Annotated in this window: 17 protein-coding genes; 12 read left to right on the plus strand and 5 right to left on the minus strand. The window is 60.5% G+C overall.

The window, feature by feature from the left end:
* Positions 1-10: 10 nt before the first annotated feature.
* The 5 genes from AC3IUF_RS28085 to AC3IUF_RS28105 all read left to right on the plus strand — a co-directional run bounded on the left by AC3IUF_RS28085 (position 11) and on the right by AC3IUF_RS28105 (position 5,346).
* Complete coding sequence (locus tag AC3IUF_RS28085; protein ID WP_489279849.1) at positions 11-1,366, plus strand: M16 family metallopeptidase; 1,356 nt, start codon at positions 11-13, stop codon at positions 1,364-1,366.
* Positions 1,359-2,846 carry a M16 family metallopeptidase gene (locus tag AC3IUF_RS28090; protein WP_489279850.1) on the plus strand — a complete coding sequence of 496 codons (1,488 nt, stop codon included), beginning with the start codon at positions 1,359-1,361 and terminating at the stop codon, positions 2,844-2,846. The genes AC3IUF_RS28085 and AC3IUF_RS28090 overlap by 8 nt, the downstream gene beginning before the upstream one ends.
* Entirely contained in the window at positions 2,846-3,460 is a 615-nt protein-coding gene (gene rsmD / locus AC3IUF_RS28095; RefSeq protein WP_007913608.1) for a 16S rRNA (guanine(966)-N(2))-methyltransferase RsmD, read from the plus strand. The genes AC3IUF_RS28090 and rsmD overlap by 1 nt, the downstream gene beginning before the upstream one ends.
* Before the next feature lie 63 nt (positions 3,461-3,523).
* Complete coding sequence (locus AC3IUF_RS28100) at positions 3,524-4,519, plus strand: hydrolase (RefSeq protein ID WP_489279851.1); 996 nt, start codon at positions 3,524-3,526, stop codon at positions 4,517-4,519.
* Positions 4,516-5,346, plus strand: coding sequence for an AraC family transcriptional regulator (locus tag AC3IUF_RS28105; protein ID WP_489279852.1), 831 nt, complete (start codon positions 4,516-4,518; stop codon positions 5,344-5,346). The genes AC3IUF_RS28100 and AC3IUF_RS28105 overlap by 4 nt, the downstream gene beginning before the upstream one ends.
* A 78-nt stretch (positions 5,347-5,424) precedes the next feature.
* Here AC3IUF_RS28105 and AC3IUF_RS28110 read toward each other — a convergent pair whose 3' ends face one another.
* Both AC3IUF_RS28110 and AC3IUF_RS28115 read right to left on the minus strand, forming a co-directional pair.
* Complete coding sequence (locus AC3IUF_RS28110) at positions 5,425-6,279, minus strand: sulfurtransferase (RefSeq protein ID WP_123376167.1); 855 nt, start codon at positions 6,277-6,279, stop codon at positions 5,425-5,427.
* Between the two features lie 32 nt (positions 6,280-6,311).
* Positions 6,312-6,983, minus strand: coding sequence for a TetR/AcrR family transcriptional regulator (locus AC3IUF_RS28115; RefSeq protein ID WP_007913599.1), 672 nt, complete (start codon positions 6,981-6,983; stop codon positions 6,312-6,314).
* Between the two features lie 146 nt (positions 6,984-7,129).
* Here AC3IUF_RS28115 and AC3IUF_RS28120 point away from each other — a divergent pair, with 146 nt between their 5' ends.
* The 5 genes from AC3IUF_RS28120 to AC3IUF_RS28140 all read left to right on the plus strand — a co-directional run bounded on the left by AC3IUF_RS28120 (position 7,130) and on the right by AC3IUF_RS28140 (position 11,838).
* Entirely contained in the window at positions 7,130-8,560 is a 1,431-nt protein-coding gene (locus tag AC3IUF_RS28120; protein WP_095112803.1) for a coniferyl aldehyde dehydrogenase, read from the plus strand.
* Positions 8,561-8,589: 29 nt separating this feature from the next.
* Complete coding sequence (locus AC3IUF_RS28125) at positions 8,590-9,135, plus strand: twin-arginine translocation pathway signal protein (RefSeq protein WP_123376166.1); 546 nt, start codon at positions 8,590-8,592, stop codon at positions 9,133-9,135.
* Positions 9,136-9,254: 119 nt separating this feature from the next.
* The gene (locus AC3IUF_RS28130) at positions 9,255-10,850 is read left to right on the plus strand and encodes a GMC family oxidoreductase (RefSeq protein WP_095112805.1); all 1,596 of its coding nucleotides are present in this window, start codon (positions 9,255-9,257) and stop codon (positions 10,848-10,850) included.
* A gap of 115 nt (positions 10,851-10,965) precedes the next feature.
* Positions 10,966-11,445, plus strand: a complete 480-nt coding sequence (gene coaD / locus AC3IUF_RS28135; RefSeq protein WP_003229157.1) for a pantetheine-phosphate adenylyltransferase — start codon at positions 10,966-10,968, stop codon at positions 11,443-11,445.
* Between the two features lie 141 nt (positions 11,446-11,586).
* Complete coding sequence (locus AC3IUF_RS28140; RefSeq protein WP_003195146.1) at positions 11,587-11,838, plus strand: YfhL family 4Fe-4S dicluster ferredoxin; 252 nt, start codon at positions 11,587-11,589, stop codon at positions 11,836-11,838.
* Positions 11,839-11,963: 125 nt separating this feature from the next.
* Here the strand turns inward: AC3IUF_RS28140 and AC3IUF_RS28145 are convergent, their stop codons facing one another.
* From AC3IUF_RS28145 to AC3IUF_RS28155, 3 genes are all read right to left on the minus strand, one after another.
* A complete protein-coding gene (locus tag AC3IUF_RS28145) occupies positions 11,964-12,287 on the minus strand; it encodes a hypothetical protein (protein WP_007913584.1) in 324 nt (107 codons plus the stop codon).
* A 69-nt stretch (positions 12,288-12,356) separates the two neighbouring features.
* Positions 12,357-13,169 (minus strand): bifunctional DNA-formamidopyrimidine glycosylase/DNA-(apurinic or apyrimidinic site) lyase, encoded by an 813-nt coding sequence (mutM, locus tag AC3IUF_RS28150; protein ID WP_007913582.1) that lies wholly within the window; start codon positions 13,167-13,169, stop codon positions 12,357-12,359.
* Positions 13,170-13,181: 12 nt separating this feature from the next.
* Entirely contained in the window at positions 13,182-13,994 is an 813-nt protein-coding gene (locus tag AC3IUF_RS28155) for an HDOD domain-containing protein (RefSeq protein ID WP_162131202.1), read from the minus strand.
* Between the two features lie 228 nt (positions 13,995-14,222).
* Here AC3IUF_RS28155 and AC3IUF_RS28160 point away from each other — a divergent pair, with 228 nt between their 5' ends.
* Both AC3IUF_RS28160 and AC3IUF_RS28165 read left to right on the plus strand, forming a co-directional pair.
* Positions 14,223-14,762 (plus strand): type 1 glutamine amidotransferase domain-containing protein, encoded by a 540-nt coding sequence (locus AC3IUF_RS28160; RefSeq protein ID WP_489279856.1) that lies wholly within the window; start codon positions 14,223-14,225, stop codon positions 14,760-14,762.
* Positions 14,763-14,949: 187 nt separating this feature from the next.
* On the plus strand, positions 14,950-16,146 hold the full coding sequence (locus AC3IUF_RS28165) for a class I SAM-dependent rRNA methyltransferase (protein WP_007913577.1): 1,197 nt from the start codon (positions 14,950-14,952) through the stop codon (positions 16,144-16,146).
* Positions 16,147-16,532: the final 386 nt, after the last annotated feature.

The following is a 16,532-nucleotide window of genomic DNA, read 5'->3' on the forward strand; positions in this document are numbered from 1 at the left end:
TAAAAAACGAATGAATGCTCTAGCCCGCCGCGCTGCAGGCCTGCTGCTCAGCACAGTCTGCCTGCCCCTTTCGGCCCTGGCGGCCGACCCGCAACCGACCCACGAATTCACCCTCGACAACGGCCTCAAGGTCGTCGTGCGCGAAGACCATCGCGCGCCCGTGGTGGTCTCGCAGGTCTGGTACAAGGTCGGCTCCAGCTACGAAACCCCGGGCCAGACCGGTTTGTCCCACGCGCTTGAACACATGATGTTCAAGGGCAGCGAGAAAGTCGGTCCCGGCGAAGCCTCTTTGATCCTGCGCGACTTGGGCGCCGAAGAGAACGCTTTCACCAGCGACGACTTCACCGCTTATTACCAAGTGTTGGCGCGCGACCGTCTGGGCGTAGCCTTCGAACTGGAAGCGGACCGCATGGCCAATCTGCGCCTGCCGGCCGACGAGTTCGCCAAGGAAATCGAAGTCATCAAGGAAGAGCGCCGCTTGCGCACCGATGACAAGCCGATGTCCAAAGCCTACGAGCGCTACAAGGCCATGGCCTACCCGGCCAGCGGCTACCACACGCCGACCATTGGCTGGATGGCCGACCTCGACCGCATGAAGGTCGAAGAGCTGCGCCACTGGTACCAATCCTGGTACGTGCCGAACAACGCCACACTGGTGGTGGTCGGCGACGTGACCCCGGACGAAGTGAAAACCCTCGCCCAGCGCTATTTCGGCCCGATCGCCAAGCGCGACGTGCCACCGGCGAAAAAACCGCTGGAGCTGGCCGAGCCCGGCGAACGCCAGATCACCCTGCACGTGCAGACTCAGTTGCCTAGCTTGATGCTCGGTTTCAACGTGCCAAGCATTGCGACGGCTGAAGACAAACGCTCGGTCAACGCCTTGCGCCTGATCTCGGCCCTGCTCGACGGCGGTTACAGCGGGCGCATCCCGACGCAACTGGAGCGCGGCGAAGAACTGGTCTCCGGCGGTTCGTCGAGCTACGACGCCTACACCCGTGGCGACAGCCTGTTCACCCTCTCGGCAACGCCGAACACGCAGAAGAAAAAGACCATGGCGCAAGCCGAGGCCGGTCTGTGGAAGTTGCTGGAGCAGCTGAAAACCACCGCGCCGTCCGCCGAAGAACTCGAGCGCGTACGTGCGCAAGTGATCGCCGGTCTGGTGTTCGAACGTGATTCGATCACCAGCCAGGCCACCGCCATCGGCCAACTGGAAACCGTCGGTCTGTCGTGGAAACTGATGGACACCGAACTCGCCGATCTGGAAAGCGTGACCCCGCAAGACATCCAGAACGCCGCCAAGCTGTATTTCACCCGCGAACGTCTCAGCGTCGCCCACGTCCTGCCACTGGAGACGATTCATGAGTAAGCGCAAATCCCCACGCCTGCTGCTCGGCCTGATCGCCGTGGCGGTGATTGGCTCTGCCGCGTTCTACCTGTCGCCGGGCGCTGACAGCAATGCCAGCGAAGCCCTCGACAACGCCAAGTCCAGCCAGAAGCTGCAATCGCTGGCCGAACTCGACGGCAAGGCCCCGGCCAGCCGCAAACTCGACGTGCAAACCTGGAACACCGCCGCAGGCGCCAAAGTGCTGTTCGTCGAAGCCCATGAGCTGCCGATGTTCGACATGCGCCTGATCTTCGCCGCCGGCAGCAGCCAGGACGGCAGCGCATCGGGTCTGGCGGTACTGACCAACGCGATGCTCAACGAAGGTGTTGCCGGTAAAGACGTCGGCGCCATCGCTCAGGGCTTTGAAGGTCTGGGGGCGGATTTCGGCAACGGTGCGTTCAAGGACATGGCGTTGGCCTCGCTGCGCAGCCTGAGTGCTGCCGACAAACGCGAACCGGCCTTGAAGCTGTTCTCGGAAGTGGTCGGTAAACCGACCTTCCCGGCCGACTCCTTCGCGCGTATCAAGAACCAGATGCTCGCCGGTTTCGAATACCAGAAACAGAACCCCGGCAAACTCGCCAGCCTTGAGCTGATGAAGCGTCTTTATGGCGACCACCCGTACGCGCATTCGAGCGACGGTAACCCACAGAGCGTGCCGAAGATTACCCTTGCGCAGTTGCGTGAGTTCCACGCCAAGGCCTACGCCGCTGGCAACGTGGTCATCGCGCTGGTCGGTGATCTGTCGCGCGCGGAAGCCGAGGCGATTGCCAATCAGGTCTCCTCGGCCCTGCCCAAAGGCCCGGCGCTGGCGAAAATCGCTCAGCCGCAGGAACCGAAAGCCAGCATCAACCACATCGAGTTCCCGTCGAAGCAAACCAATTTGATGCTCGCGCAACTGGGCATCGACCGTGACGATCCGGATTACGCGGCGCTGTCGATGGGCAACCAGATCCTCGGTGGTGGCGGTTTCGGCACGCGCCTGATGAGCGAAGTGCGTGAGAAACGCGGCCTGACCTACGGCGTGTACTCGGCATTCAGCCCGATGCAGGCACGTGGCCCGTTCATGATCAACCTGCAGACCCGCGCAGAAATGAGCGAAGGCACCCTGAAACTGGTGCAGGACGTGCTCGCCGACTATCTGAAAACCGGGCCGACGCAGAAAGAGCTCGATGACGCCAAACGCGAACTGGCCGGCAGCTTCCCGCTGTCCACCGCGAGCAATGCCGATATCGTCGGCCAACTTGGCGCGATGGGCTTCTATAATCTGCCGCTGAGCTATCTGGACGATTTCATGCGTCAGTCGCAAAGCCTGACCGTGGAACAAGTCCGCGACGCCCTGAACAAACATCTGAGCACGGACAAAATGGTCATCGTCACCGCTGGCCCGACCGTGCCGCAAAAGCCGTTACCGGCCCCATCTGATAAACCTGCCGAGCAACCGCTCGGGGTTCCGGAGCATTAATGGCAACTCGTTCCCCTAAAAAGCCTGCGCACAACGTCCACAACGGTGTGAACCAGTTGCGCATCATTGGCGGCCAATGGCGCAGCCGCAAGCTGAGCTTCCCCGATGCGCCGGGCCTGCGCCCGACGCCGGACCGCGTGCGTGAAACCCTGTTCAACTGGCTCGCGCCGTATGTTGAAGGGGCCAAGGTACTCGATCCGTTCGCCGGCAGCGGCGCGCTGTTTCTCGAAGCGCTGTCCCGTGGCGCGGCCATGGGCCAGGCACTGGATGCCAGCAACATTGCGGTGTCCAGCCTGAAAGAACACCTCGGTACCCTGCGCTGCACCAACGGCCAGGTGCAGACTGCCGACGCCCTGCGTTATCTGGAAACCCAGACCGCCAGCGCGTACGACCTGGTGTTCCTCGATCCGCCGTTCAACCAGAACCTGCTGCCTGCCGTCTGCACCTTGCTCGAAGAGCGTCAGTGGCTGGCGCCGGACTCGTGGATCTACACTGAAAGCGAAACGGCGCCATCGACGCTGGGCCTGCCGGGCAACTGGCGCCTGCACCGCGAACAGAAATCCGGCCGGGTTTACTACGCGCTGTGGCAACGTACGGCAGAGATCGCCGGTTAATCGACCGGTCTGAATAGGCGGCGCCCCTTCCAACAGGGTCGCCGCTCTGCATCGAGAATCATCGTGTCCAGCTCTTCAGAACGCTTCACCCCCGCCCTCGGCCTCGGCAATCCGCACCTGCAAACCTTGTGGGGGCCGCTGTGGCGCAAAACCGTACATATCGAGCGTGAACGTGAACGCCTGTGGCTCGAGGATGGCGACTTCCTCGACCTCGACTGGCACGGCCCGCACACCGCCGATGCGCCCCTGGTGTTGGTACTGCACGGCCTGACCGGCTCCTCCAATTCGCCTTACGTCGCCGGTATCCAGAAGGCGCTGGCCGATCAAGGCTGGGCCAGCGTGGCGCTGAACTGGCGTGGCTGTTCCGGTGAACCGAATCTGCTCCCGCGCAGTTATCACTCCGGCGCCAGCGAAGACCTCGCCGAGACTATCAAGCACCTGCGCGCCAAACGACCATTGGCACCGTTGTATGCCGTCGGCTACTCCCTGGGCGGCAACGTGCTGCTCAAACATCTTGGGGAAACCGGCAGCGCCAGCGGTGTGCTCGGTGCAGTCGCAGTGTCGGTGCCGTTTCGCCTCGACCAATGCGCCGACCGCATCGGCCAGGGATTTTCCAAGGTCTATCAGGCGCACTTCATGCGCGAGATGGTCGCTTACATCAAGAACAAGCAACGGCAGTTTCAGCATGACGGTCGCGAAGACGGACTCGCCGCGCTGGCAGCCCTCGGCTCGCTGGAAAACATGCGCACGTTCTGGGATTTCGATGGCCGGGTAACCGCGCCGTTGCACGGTTTCAATGATGCCGAGGATTACTATCGCCGCGCTTCAAGCCGCTACTTCCTCGGTGAGATCCGCACGCCGACCCTGATCATTCAGGCGGCGGACGATCCGTTCGTGTTCCCGCACAGCTTGCCGCAAGCCAGTGAGCTGTCGGCCTCGATTGCCTTCGAATTGCAGGCACGCGGCGGGCATGTCGGCTTTGTCGACGGCTCCCTGCGTCAGCCCGGTTACTATCTTGAACGACGCATTCCACAGTGGCTGGCGCGCGTGCCCGCATGAGCGATCAGGGCGAGTCGATCCGCTTCTGGCAAACCGCGCCGCTGGCCGGGGTCGAGTTGTTGTCGGCGCGCTACATCGAGCAGCGCTTCGCCCCGCATGTGCACGACGGATTCGTGATCGGCATGATCATGGCCGGTGCCCAGCGTTATCGCTATCGCGGCGCCGAGCATCTGGCCGGCAGCGGCACACTGGTGTTGATCAATCCGGACGAATTGCACACCGGGCACAAAGGCACCGAGGACGGCTGGCTGTATCGGGCGTTTTATCCCGATACTTCACAGATCGTTTCGTTGCTGGATGAGCTGGAGCTGTCCACCACGAGTCTGCCGGCGTTCGGCGCCACGCTGTATCGCGATGCGGATCTGGTCAACGGCTTTGCGCAATTGCACCGCTTGCTGGAAAGCCCAGCGACCGCGCTGCAACAGCAAACGGTGTGGCGCGAGATGATGTTGCTGCTGTTGCAGCGCCATGCGGCGGTGCCGGTGCCCGGTCGAGCCGGCAAGGAACACCGCGCAGTGCTGTTGGGCAAAGAATTGCTGAACGCGCAACTGGCGGCGCCACCGTCACTTGAAGAGCTCGCGGCGGCGGTCAATCTGTCGCCGTTCCATTTCGCCCGAGTGTTTCGCCGCGCTACTGGTATGCCGCCGCACACCTGGCTGATGCAGCAACGTATCGCTCAGGCGCGCGCACTTCTGCAGCACGGCTGCCTGCCGGTGGAGGTCGCCACACAATTGGGGTTTGCCGACCAGAGCCATTTGAGCCGGCAGTTCAAGCAGGCTTATGGCGTCGGGCCCGCTGCCTACCGTAGCGCCCGGATGGAAAGCTAAAAGATCGCAGCCTTCGGCAGCTCCTACAGGGAAATGCATTCCAATGCAGGAGCCGCCGAAGGCTGCGATCTTTTGATCTTATTCGCCGGTGGCGATACCGCGCGAAGGCTCGTTGATCCACTCGCTCCATGATCCAGCGTACAACGACCCCAACGGATAACCCGCCAGGCACAACGCAAACAGGTTGTGACACGCCGTCACGCCGGAACCGCAATACGCCACCAGATCCGCTGGCGAGCGCTCGCCGAGCTTGGCGGCAAAACGTTGTTTGAGCTGATCCGCCGGCAGGAATCGCCCATCGTTGCCGAGGTTGTCGGTGAACGCCGCGCATTGCGCGCCGGGAATGTGCCCGGCAATCGGATCAATCGGCTCAACTTCACCCTTGAATCGCGGCAAAGCCCGAGCATCAATCAAGGTCAACGCAGGTTGGCTAAGACGCTTTTGCAATTTTTCGGCGCTGATCAGCAGGCTCATATCCGCCTGACCACTGAAACTACCGCGACTGACCGTCGGCGCATCCAGGCTCAGCGGCAGCCCCGCCGCATGCCACGCCTTGAGCCCGCCATCGAGAATGAACACGCCATCGCGCTTGCCCAGCCACGCCAGCAACCACCACGCCCGCGCCGCGTAGGCACCGGGACCGTCATCGTACAAAATCACATCGCTGTCGTTGTTGATGCCCCAGGTCTGCAGCCGCTCGATCAACGCCGCCGGCTCGGGCAACGGATGACGGCCAGTCACGCCTTTCACCACTTTACCGCTGAGGTCACGCTCAAGATCGGCGAAGCTCGCCCCGGCAATGTGCCCTTCGGCATAGCTGCGCTGGCCGTAGTCCGGGTCTTCGAGGGCAAAACGACAATCGAGAATCACCAGTCCCGGCTGCGCCCTGCGGGCATCCAGTGCTTCGGGGCTGATCAGTTGCGCAATCGGCATAACAGGCTCCTGGGGGATTTCAACAGAACGGTTTATTTCACGTCTTCGAGGGCCTGGGCCAGCGGCACGTAGAACTCCTCGAACAACGCATTGACCTCGTCTCGCGCCTGCTCGGTGACAAACCCGGCTTCCAGCACCAGCACCTGATACACGCCACGTTTAATGGCTTGTTCACTGAGGTGGTTGGAATTCTCGCGGGTGGTGCACAGGAAGCGCACCCACGACGTCAGGATGATCCAGGCATTGAGGGTCAGGGATTCGATTTGCACGCGGTCCATATCGAGAATCCCGGCGGCGACAAAACCTTCGTAGATCGCCGCGCCCTGAATCACACAGCGTTGCGAGAAGCGCCGATAGCGGGCGGCCAGTTCCGGATCGCTGTCGAGCAGATGCTCCAGATCGCGGTGCAGAAAGCGGTAGCGCCACATCGCCGAGAGCAATTCCTTGAGATAGAAACGCTTGTCCTCGACCGTCGCCGCACGCCCCTGCGGCGGACGCAGAAAGCTGTCCACGAGGCTTTCGTACTCACTGAACAACACGGCGATGATCGCCTGCTTGTTGGGGAAGTGGTAGTACAGATTGCCGGGAGAAATCTCCATGTGGGCGGCAATGTGATTAGTGCTGATGCTGCGCTCGCCCTGTTGATTGAACAGCTCAAGGCTGTTCAGCACGATACGCTCGCTGGTTTTTATTCGTGGGGCCATGGCTTGAGCTTTAATTCAGAGTGCGTTGGGGGGCATCTTACGACCTAACCGGAAATGGATAAAACAATGCTGTGCAAGGAAGTCATTTGACTTTCTAGAGCATAGACTCTAAAAAGTTCATCATTACAATAAATCCGGAGCAGACCATGACTGCCGACATTGCCTACCTGCAAACGCTGCAACAACCGCTGGCCGAGCTGGACCGGTTGTTCGAGGCGCAGCGGGCTGCGTATGCCGCGAACCCGATGCCACCCGCCGCCCAACGCCAGCAATGGCTCAAGGCGCTGAGTGATTTGCTGAGCAACGAGCGTCAGGCATTGATCGAGGCAATCAGCTCCGATTTCAGCCATCGCAGCGCCGATGAAACCCTGCTCGCCGAGCTGATGCCAAGCCTGCACGGCATTCATTACGCCAGCCGTCATCTCAAAGGCTGGATGAAAGCTTCGCGACGCAAGGTCGGCATCGCGTTCCAGCCTGCTTCGGCAAAAGTGGTGTATCAGCCTCTGGGCGTAGTCGGCGTCATCGTGCCGTGGAATTACCCGCTGTATCTGGCCGTCGGCCCGCTGGTCGGCGCCCTGGCAGCGGGTAACCGGGTGATGCTCAAACTCAGTGAATCGACCCCGGCCACCGGCTTGTTGATGAAAGAGTTGCTGGCGAGAATTTTCCCCGAAGACCTGGTCTGCGTGGTGCTCGGTGAAGCCGACATCGGCGTGGCGTTCTCGCGCTTGCGCTTCGACCACTTGCTGTTTACCGGCGCCACCAGCATCGGCAAACACGTGATGCGCGCCGCCGCCGAAAACCTGACCCCGGTCACCCTGGAACTGGGCGGCAAGTCGCCGGCTATCGTCTCCCACGATGTGCCGCTCAAGGATGCTGCCGAGCGCATCGCCTTCGGTAAAACCCTCAACGCCGGCCAGACCTGCGTTGCCCCGGATTACGTGCTGGTGCCGGAAGACCGGGTCGGTGCTTTTGTCGAAGCCTATCGCCAGGCCGTGCAGGGTTTCTATCCGACACTCACTGACAATCCGGACTACACGGCGATCATCAACGAACGTCAATTGGCACGGCTCAACGGCTACGTCAGCGACGCCACCAGCAAGGGTGCGCTGTTGATTCCGCTGTTCGAGCAGGGCCAGGGCCGGCGCATGCCGCACAGCGTGCTGCTGAATGTCAGCGACGAGATGACGGTGATGCAGGACGAAATCTTCGGGCCGCTGCTGCCGATCGTGCCGTATCAGGATCTGGAGCAGGCATTCGCTTACATCAATCAGCGGCCACGTCCTCTGGCTCTTTACTACTTTGGCTACGACAAACGCGAACAGAACCGTGTGCTGCACGAAACCCATTCCGGCGGCGTGTGCCTGAACGACACGTTGCTGCATGTGGCTCAGGACGACATGCCGTTCGGCGGCATCGGTGCTTCCGGCATGGGCCACTACCACGGTCACGAAGGCTTTTTGACCTTCAGCAAAGCCAAAGGCGTGCTGATCAAACAGCGGTTCAACGCGGCCAGGCTGATTTATCCGCCCTACGGCAAATCGATTCAGAAACTGATCCAGAAGCTGTTCATTCGCTAAACCTTCGTCACCGCCGGGTAATAAAAATAATGCACCCAAGCCTGACCGAAACACCTGCACTGTCACGCCGTGGCCTGCTGAAATTCAGCCTCGGCGCTACGGCGTTCCTCGCCACCGCCGGACTCGGCGCCAGCCTTAGCGGCTGCTCGTCGAGCGTCGCGGCCAACGGTTTTGTCTCGCTGCGCGACGGCGACCTGCTGTTTCTTCGTGCGCTGATTCCGGTGATGCTCGACGGCGCCTTGGCGGCCGAGAAAATGCCGGTCGCTGTTGAAGGCACGCTCAAGTCGCTGGACTACAGCCTCGATCACCTGTCGCCGGAAATGCTCAAACTCATCCGGCAGTTGTTCGACGTGCTCGGCATGGCGGTGACGCGCGGGCCACTCACCGGGATCTGGGGCAGTTGGGAAAACGCCAGTGCCGAGGCGATGCGGCATTTCCTTGATCGCTGGGAAAACAGCTCGTTGAGTCTGTTACGCATGGGGCATAGCTCGTTGCAGCAGATGGTGATGATGGCCTGGTACACCCGCCCCGAATCGTGGGCGCATTGCGGCTATCCAGGGCCGCCTTCGGTCTGAGACCGAGTCGCACCTATCGCGAGCAGGCTCACTCCTACAGGGGGTTGCATTCCAAATGTAGGAGTGAGCCTGCTCGCGATGAGGCCCGCCAGAACAACAAAAACAAGAGAACCTGATCGATGCCCGTACCCGACCCGTTCCGCGAAGGCCTCGCCCGAGGCTGGAAAACCTACAACGGCGCACAACTGAGCGACGACCTCACCCTTGAAGCCGACGTCGCTATCATCGGTAGCGGCGCCGGTGGCGGCACCACTGCGGAAATCCTCAGCGCTGCCGGCTACAAAGTCCTGCTGATCGAAGAAGGCCCGCTGAAAACCAGTTCAGATTTCAAAATGCTCGAAGACCAGGCCTACAGCAGCCTCTATCAGGAGGGCATCGGCCGCATGAGCAAGGACGGCGCGATCACCATTCTGCAAGGCCGCGCGGTTGGCGGCACAACGCTGATCAACTGGACCTCGAGCTTTCGCACGCCGGAGCCGACCCTCGAACACTGGGCCAAAGAACACAACGTCAAAGGCCATAGCCCCACCGAGATGGCGCCGTGGTTCGAGAAAATGGAACAGCGCCTCGGCGTAGCGCCGTGGATGGTCCCGCCCAATGCCAACAACGACGTGATCCGCAAAGGCTGTGAGCAACTCGGTTACAGCTGGCACGTGATCCCGCGCAATGTGCGCGGCTGCTGGAACCTTGGTTATTGCGGCATGGGTTGCCCGACCAACGCCAAGCAGTCGATGATGGTCACGACCATTCCGGCGACGCTGGAAAAGGGCGGCGAGCTGCTTTATCTGGCCCGAGCGGAGAAACTGCTGATCAGCGGCAACAAAGTCACTGGCCTGCAATGCGTGGCGATGGATGAGCGCTGCGTTGAACCGACCGGCCGCAAAATCACCGTCAACGCGAGGCATTACGTGCTCGCCGGCGGCGGCATCAACAGCCCGGCGCTGTTGCTGCGTTCGGATGCCCCGGATCCGCATAAAAACCTCGGGAAACGCACCTTCCTGCACCCGGTGAACATGTCCGCCGCGCGCTTCGACGAAGTCATCAACCCGTTCTACGGGGCGCCGCAGTCGATCTATTCCGACCATTTCCAATGGAAGGACGGCACCACCGGGCCGATGGCTTTCAAACTTGAAGTACCACCGTTGCATCCGGCACTGGCGGCCACCCTGCTCGGCGGCTTTGGTGAGGAGAGTGCGCAACACATGGCAGACCTGCCGCACACCCACGCCATGCTGGCGTTGCTGCGCGACGGTTTTCACCCGGACAGCACGGGTGGCGCAGTCGAATTACGGGGCGATGGTTCGCCGGTGCTCGACTATCAGGTTTCGCCCTACGCCTGGGACGGCCTGCGCCGGGCCTTTCATGTCATGGCCGAAATCCAGTTCGCCGGCGGTGCGAAATCGGTAATGCCGATGCACGCCGACGCCCGCTACGCGAAAACCTTGGCCGAAGCGCGCACGCTGATCGATGGTTTGAGCCTTGAGCTGTACCGCACTCGGTTGGGCAGCGCTCACGTCATGGGCGGCTGCGCGATGGGCGAAGACCCGAAAAGCGCGGTCACCGACAGTCTCGGCCGGCATCATCAACTGGCTAATCTGTCGATCCATGACGGCTCACTGTTCCCCACCAGCATCGGCGCCAACCCGCAGCTGTCGGTGTATGGCCTGACCGCGCAACTGGCGACATCCCTCGTCGATCGGCTGAGAAACCCGTGAAAAAACCGATTATTGCCATCGTCTATAGTGCTTTCTTACCCAACAGGCGACTTGGCCGACCGGGACGGCTGCGATACCATCCGACTCCCCAACGGACTCCCGCCAGGACGACGCGATGAACCGAGTGTTGTACCCAGGTACCTTCGACCCTATTACCAAGGGCCATGGCGATCTGGTCGAACGCGCCTCGCGCCTGTTCGACCACGTGATCATTGCGGTCGCTGCCAGCCCGAAAAAGAACCCGCTGTTCCCGCTGGAACAACGGGTCGAACTGGCTCGCGAGGTCACCAAACACCTGCCGAACGTGGAAGTGGTCGGCTTCTCGACGCTGCTGGCGCATTTCGCCAAAGAGCAGAACGCCAATGTGTTCCTGCGTGGTTTGCGCGCGGTGTCGGACTTCGAATACGAATTCCAGCTGGCCAACATGAACCGCCAGTTGGCCCCGGATGTGGAGAGTCTGTTTCTCACCCCGTCCGAGCGTTATTCGTTCATTTCCTCGACGCTGGTGCGGGAAATTGCCGCGTTGGGTGGCGATATCAGCAAGTTCGTCCACCCCGCTGTGGCCGATGCGCTGACCCTGCGCTTCAAAAAGTAGGCGCTGCCGAAGGCTCGGACTGCGATCCTGGCTGTTGATTACAGCCCTTGATCGCAGCAGCGTGCACTGCGCGCGCCAATGCGGCACAATTGCGCGCATTGATTTATAGCGCCCGGGCCTGCCGCCCCGGCTGGAGTTAGCATGTCCCTGATCATCACCGACGATTGCATCAACTGCGACGTCTGCGAACCCGAGTGCCCGAACGCCGCCATCTCCCAAGGCGAAGAGATCTATGTGATCGACCCGAACCTGTGCACCCAGTGCGTCGGCCACTACGACGAACCGCAATGCCAACAGGTTTGCCCGGTGGATTGCATTCCGCTGGACGAAGCGCATCCGGAGACTGAAGAACAGTTGATGGAGAAATACCGCAAGATTACCGGCAAGGCTTGAGTCTTCCAGCGCCTGTACAGACGCCATCGCGAGCAGGCTCACTCCTACATTGGAACGCATTTCAACTGTAGGAGTGAGCCTGCTCGCGATGAGGCCGTCAGCCACACAGGAAATCCCTGATCAGCTTACTCGCGCTGCTCAAACCCCTCCCCGATACACCCCAGGCACCGCACAAAAGCGGCTTTCGCCGGATCCACCACCAACGCCTGCCCCGCATCGCCCACCCCGCCACCCAGTGCGGTAAACGGCAACGACACGACAAACGCCCCCGCACCAATCACCGTCGCCACCACCAATAAAGGTCGGGCAATCAGCAAGTCGCCGATCATCGCGTAGGCCGGGGGATTCTGGATGGTGTAACGCGGATCGCCACTGCCATTTTCCGCGGCTTGAACAGCCAGACTGGAACACAGCAACAGCGTAACAAAGAGGACTTGCAAGGATTTCATGGCACGATCCTTCGGGCTTAACAGTGAGACAACTCACTATAGACCGTAGGACTTTTTCAGCCGTTTGCCTCAGCTCTGGCAGCGCGGGCAGAACACACTGGCACGCTGGCCCAGCTTCACTTCACGCAAGCCGGTGCCACAGACCTTGCAGTGTTCACCGCCACGGCCATAGACAAACAGTTCCTGTTGGAAATAGCCCGGCTGACCGTCACCGCCGATGAAATCGCGCAACGTCGTCCCGCCACGCTCAATGGCAGCGGCTAGAATGCGTTTGATCTCGATGGCCAGCTTCAGATAGCGCCCCCGGGAAATGCCCCCGGCTTCACGACGCGGATCAATCCCGGCAGCGAACAGCGCTTCGGTCGCATAAATATTGCCGACCCCGACCACCACCGCGTTGTCCATGATGAACGGTTTGACCGCCATCGAACGCCCGCGCGACAGCTGAAACAAACGCTCGCCATCGAACAGATCGGTCAGTGGCTCCGGGCCGAGACGAATCAGCAATTCATGATTGAGCGGATCATTGCTCCACAACATCGCGCCGAACCGTCGCGGATCGGTGTAACGCAGCGCCAGCCCCGACTCCAGTTCAATATCGACGTGTTCATGCTTGAGCGCCGGCAAACCGACTTCGACCAGACGCAAATTGCCCGACATGCCCAAGTGGCTGATCAGCGTACCAACCTCGGCATTGATCAACAGGTACTTGGCCCGTCGTTCGACCAGCACGATTCGCTGCCCCGACAGACGCACATCGAGGTCTTCGGGGATCGGCCAGCGCAACCGCCGGTCCCGCACGATCACCCGGCTGACACGCTGGCCTTCCAGGTGCGGGGCAATCCCGCGACGAGTGGTTTCGACTTCCGGCAGTTCAGGCATAGCGTCCTCGAATCAATGCGCGCCGAGGTCGCGGATCGTTTGTTTGAGGGTTTCGAAGTCGTAATCCGACAGCCCTACGTAATCGAGTACCAACGGCCCGACGGCGTTCCATTCGAAATCTTCGGTCTGGTTGCCCAGCACGCGATACGACGCGCAGATATGCTCGGCCATTTTCAGGATCGCCAGCAGGTTTTTCAGCTGACTGTTGCGTGACGTCTCATCGCTGAAAATCGCCAGGGCGTTGTGGTGATTGGCGATGGCCGCGCTGACGTGCTCCGGCAGACGCCAGGACTTGGCCGTGTAGTAACCAACCACTGCATGGTTGGTATTGAACTCGCTGTTTTCAGTGTCCACTACGCGACATTCGGCGCTGGCGTTGGCGTAAGCCTTTTCCAGAACCGTCATGTAATTGGGGAAGCGCTGCAACATCAAAGGTACGCCGCAATCGTGGAACAGGCCCAAGGCGTAAGCCTCATCGCCCGCCTGAGTGCCAATACGCTTGGCCAGCGTCAGGCACGTCATCGCCACATCCTGGGCAGTGTCCCAGAAACGGTTGAGCGTAACGATGGTGTCGTCATTCATCTCGCCCTTGATCGACTGCGCGTTGATCAGGTTGATGATCGAACGGCTGCCCAGCAGGTTCACCGCACGCTGGATCGAAGTGATCTTGTTGCTCAGGCCGTAATACGGCGAGTTGACGATTTTCAGCAGCGAACCGGACAGGCCGGGATCCTGGGAGATCAGCTTGGCGATCACCTCCAGGTCCGGGTCGGGCATGTACTGCTCCATTTGCAGATCCACCATGATCTGCGGTTGCGCCGGCACACTGATGCCTTGCAGCGATTGTTGAATCTGTTCGGTGGTCAGCTCTTGGGACATAAGTACACACTCTGGGACAGGCGGCGATTCTAACCTCTAAAAACCGCACGACGACACACCAGTGGGCAATTGTCAGGAACTTTCATTCAGGCCACGGCTTCGGAATCTGTAATGCCCAACGGATCACTCCGGTCCATTACGGCGGCAAACTCCCACAGACTCAGGAGCTTATCGATGGCCACCTCCCTCAACGGCAAACGCGTCGCCATTTTGGTAACAGACGGTTTCGAACAGGTCGAACTGACCGGTCCCAAGCAGGCACTGGAGCAAGCCGGCGCGCAAGTCGACATCCTTTCCGCCGAGGCCGGCAAGGTCAAAGGCTGGAACCACGACAAACCGGCGGACGACTTCAAGGTCGACCAGACATTCCAGAGCGCCAGCAGCGAGCAGTACGACGCAATCGTCCTGCCGGGCGGCGTGCAGAACTCCGACACCATCCGCATCGATCAGGATGCCCAGCATCTGGTCAAGACCGGCGCCTCGGCCGGCAAACCGATCGCGGTGATCTGCCATGGCGGCTGGCTGCTGATCTCGGCGGGGCTGGTCAACGGCAAGACCATGACCAGTTACAAGACGCTCAAGGATGACCTGGTGAATGCCGGGGCCAATTGGGTCGATAAAGAAGTGGTCAAGGATGGTCACCTGATCAGCAGCCGTCAGCCTGATGATATTCCGGCGTTCAACAAAGAGCTGATCGACGCACTGTCGACGTAGAAGTCAAAACCGCTTCGCGAGCAAGTCGAATCGTCGCACCGTCGCTCCCACACTGGTCTTGTGTCCGCCACAAATCCCCTGTGGGAGCGAGCCTGCTCGCGAAAAGGCCATTAGCGTTTCATCGCACTCCAAACCCGGCACAAGTCGCAACACGCTATACTCCCGCTCTTTTTTCCGGAGCGACGTCATGTCCCTGCCTAGCTTGCGCCTCAAAGCCAACGCCGACCGTCGCCTGCGCGCCGGCCACCTGTGGGTCTACAGCAACGAAATCGATGTTGCCGCCACCCCTCTGCACGGCTTCAATGCCGGCGACCAGGCCATCCTCGAAGCCGCTGGCGGCAAGCCGCTGGGCATCGTGGCGATGAGCCCGAACAACCTGATCTGCGCCCGCCTGCTGTCGCGCGACACCAAAGTTGCGCTGGACAAATCGCTGCTGGTGCACCGTCTGAACGTGGCCTTGTCGCTGCGCGAGCGCCTGTTCGACAAACCGTTCTACCGTCTGGTCTACGGTGATTCCGACCTGTTGCCAGGCCTGGTCGTTGACCGTTTCGGCGACATTCTTGTGGTGCAGATCGCCTCGGCGACCATGGAAGCGCATAAAGATGACGTGATCGCGGCCCTGACCCAAGTGCTCAAGCCAAGCGGTATCCTGTTCAAGAACGACTCCGCCGCACGTGACGCCGAAGGCCTCAACCGCTACGTCGAAACCGTGTTCGGCCTGGTGCCGGAGTGGGTGGCGCTGGAAGAGAACGGCGTGAAGTTCGAAGCCCCGGTGATTCAGGGTCAGAAAACCGGCTGGTTCTACGACCACCGCATGAACCGCGCCCGCTTGGCCCCTTACGCCAAAGGCAAACGCGTCCTCGACCTCTATAGCTACATCGGTGGCTGGGGCGTGCAGGCTGCGGCGTTCGGCGCCAGCGAAGTGTTCTGCGTCGATGCCTCGGCTTTCGCCCTCGACGGTGTTGAGCGCAACGCTGCGCTGAACGGCTTCGCCGACAAGATGACCTGCATCGAAGGCGACGTCTTCGAAGCCCTGAAAGAACTGAAGGCCAGCGAAGAACGTTTCGACGTGATCGTGGCCGACCCGCCAGCGTTCATCAAACGCAAGAAAGACATGAAAAACGGCGAAGGCGCCTACCGTCGCCTGAACGAGCAAGCCATGCGCCTGCTCAACAAGGACGGCATCCTGGTCAGCGCATCGTGCTCGATGCACCTGCCGGAAGATGACCTGCAGAACATCCTGCTGACCAGCGCGCGTCACCTGGATCGCAACATCCAGTTGCTCGAGCGTGGCGGCCAGGGTCCGGATCACCCGGTGCACCCTGCCATCGCCGAAACGCGCTACATCAAGAGCATCACCTGCCGATTGCTGCCCAACAGCTGATCCATGCGGACATCGGGGAGCCAGCAGGCTCCCCGTTTTTATCTCAGGCATCACCCTTCCCTTCGCTATCTCCCTCGAGTTCCTACAATTATATTCCCGCAGACATGCAGGACATTTCCTTACATCTTTTTATTACCGAAACTTCCCCTACAAGTTTATTTCCGGCTAAAGACTGCTCCGACAAAATTACTGGAAATTTCCTACTTAATATCCTCTTGCCAATAATCCATTACAAACTATTATGAAGTCGTCACCACGAGGTGACTTCAACTATCAACGAACAAGGAGTTCACATCATGAAACGTATTTCTCTGGAAAGTAAAAAAATCGCAAACCTGGCTTTTCTGGTTGCCCCTAAAGCCCGTTAAGTGAGTCTGGACGCTGGG

This window comes from Pseudomonas sp. KH_040 (genome assembly GCF_057839305.1).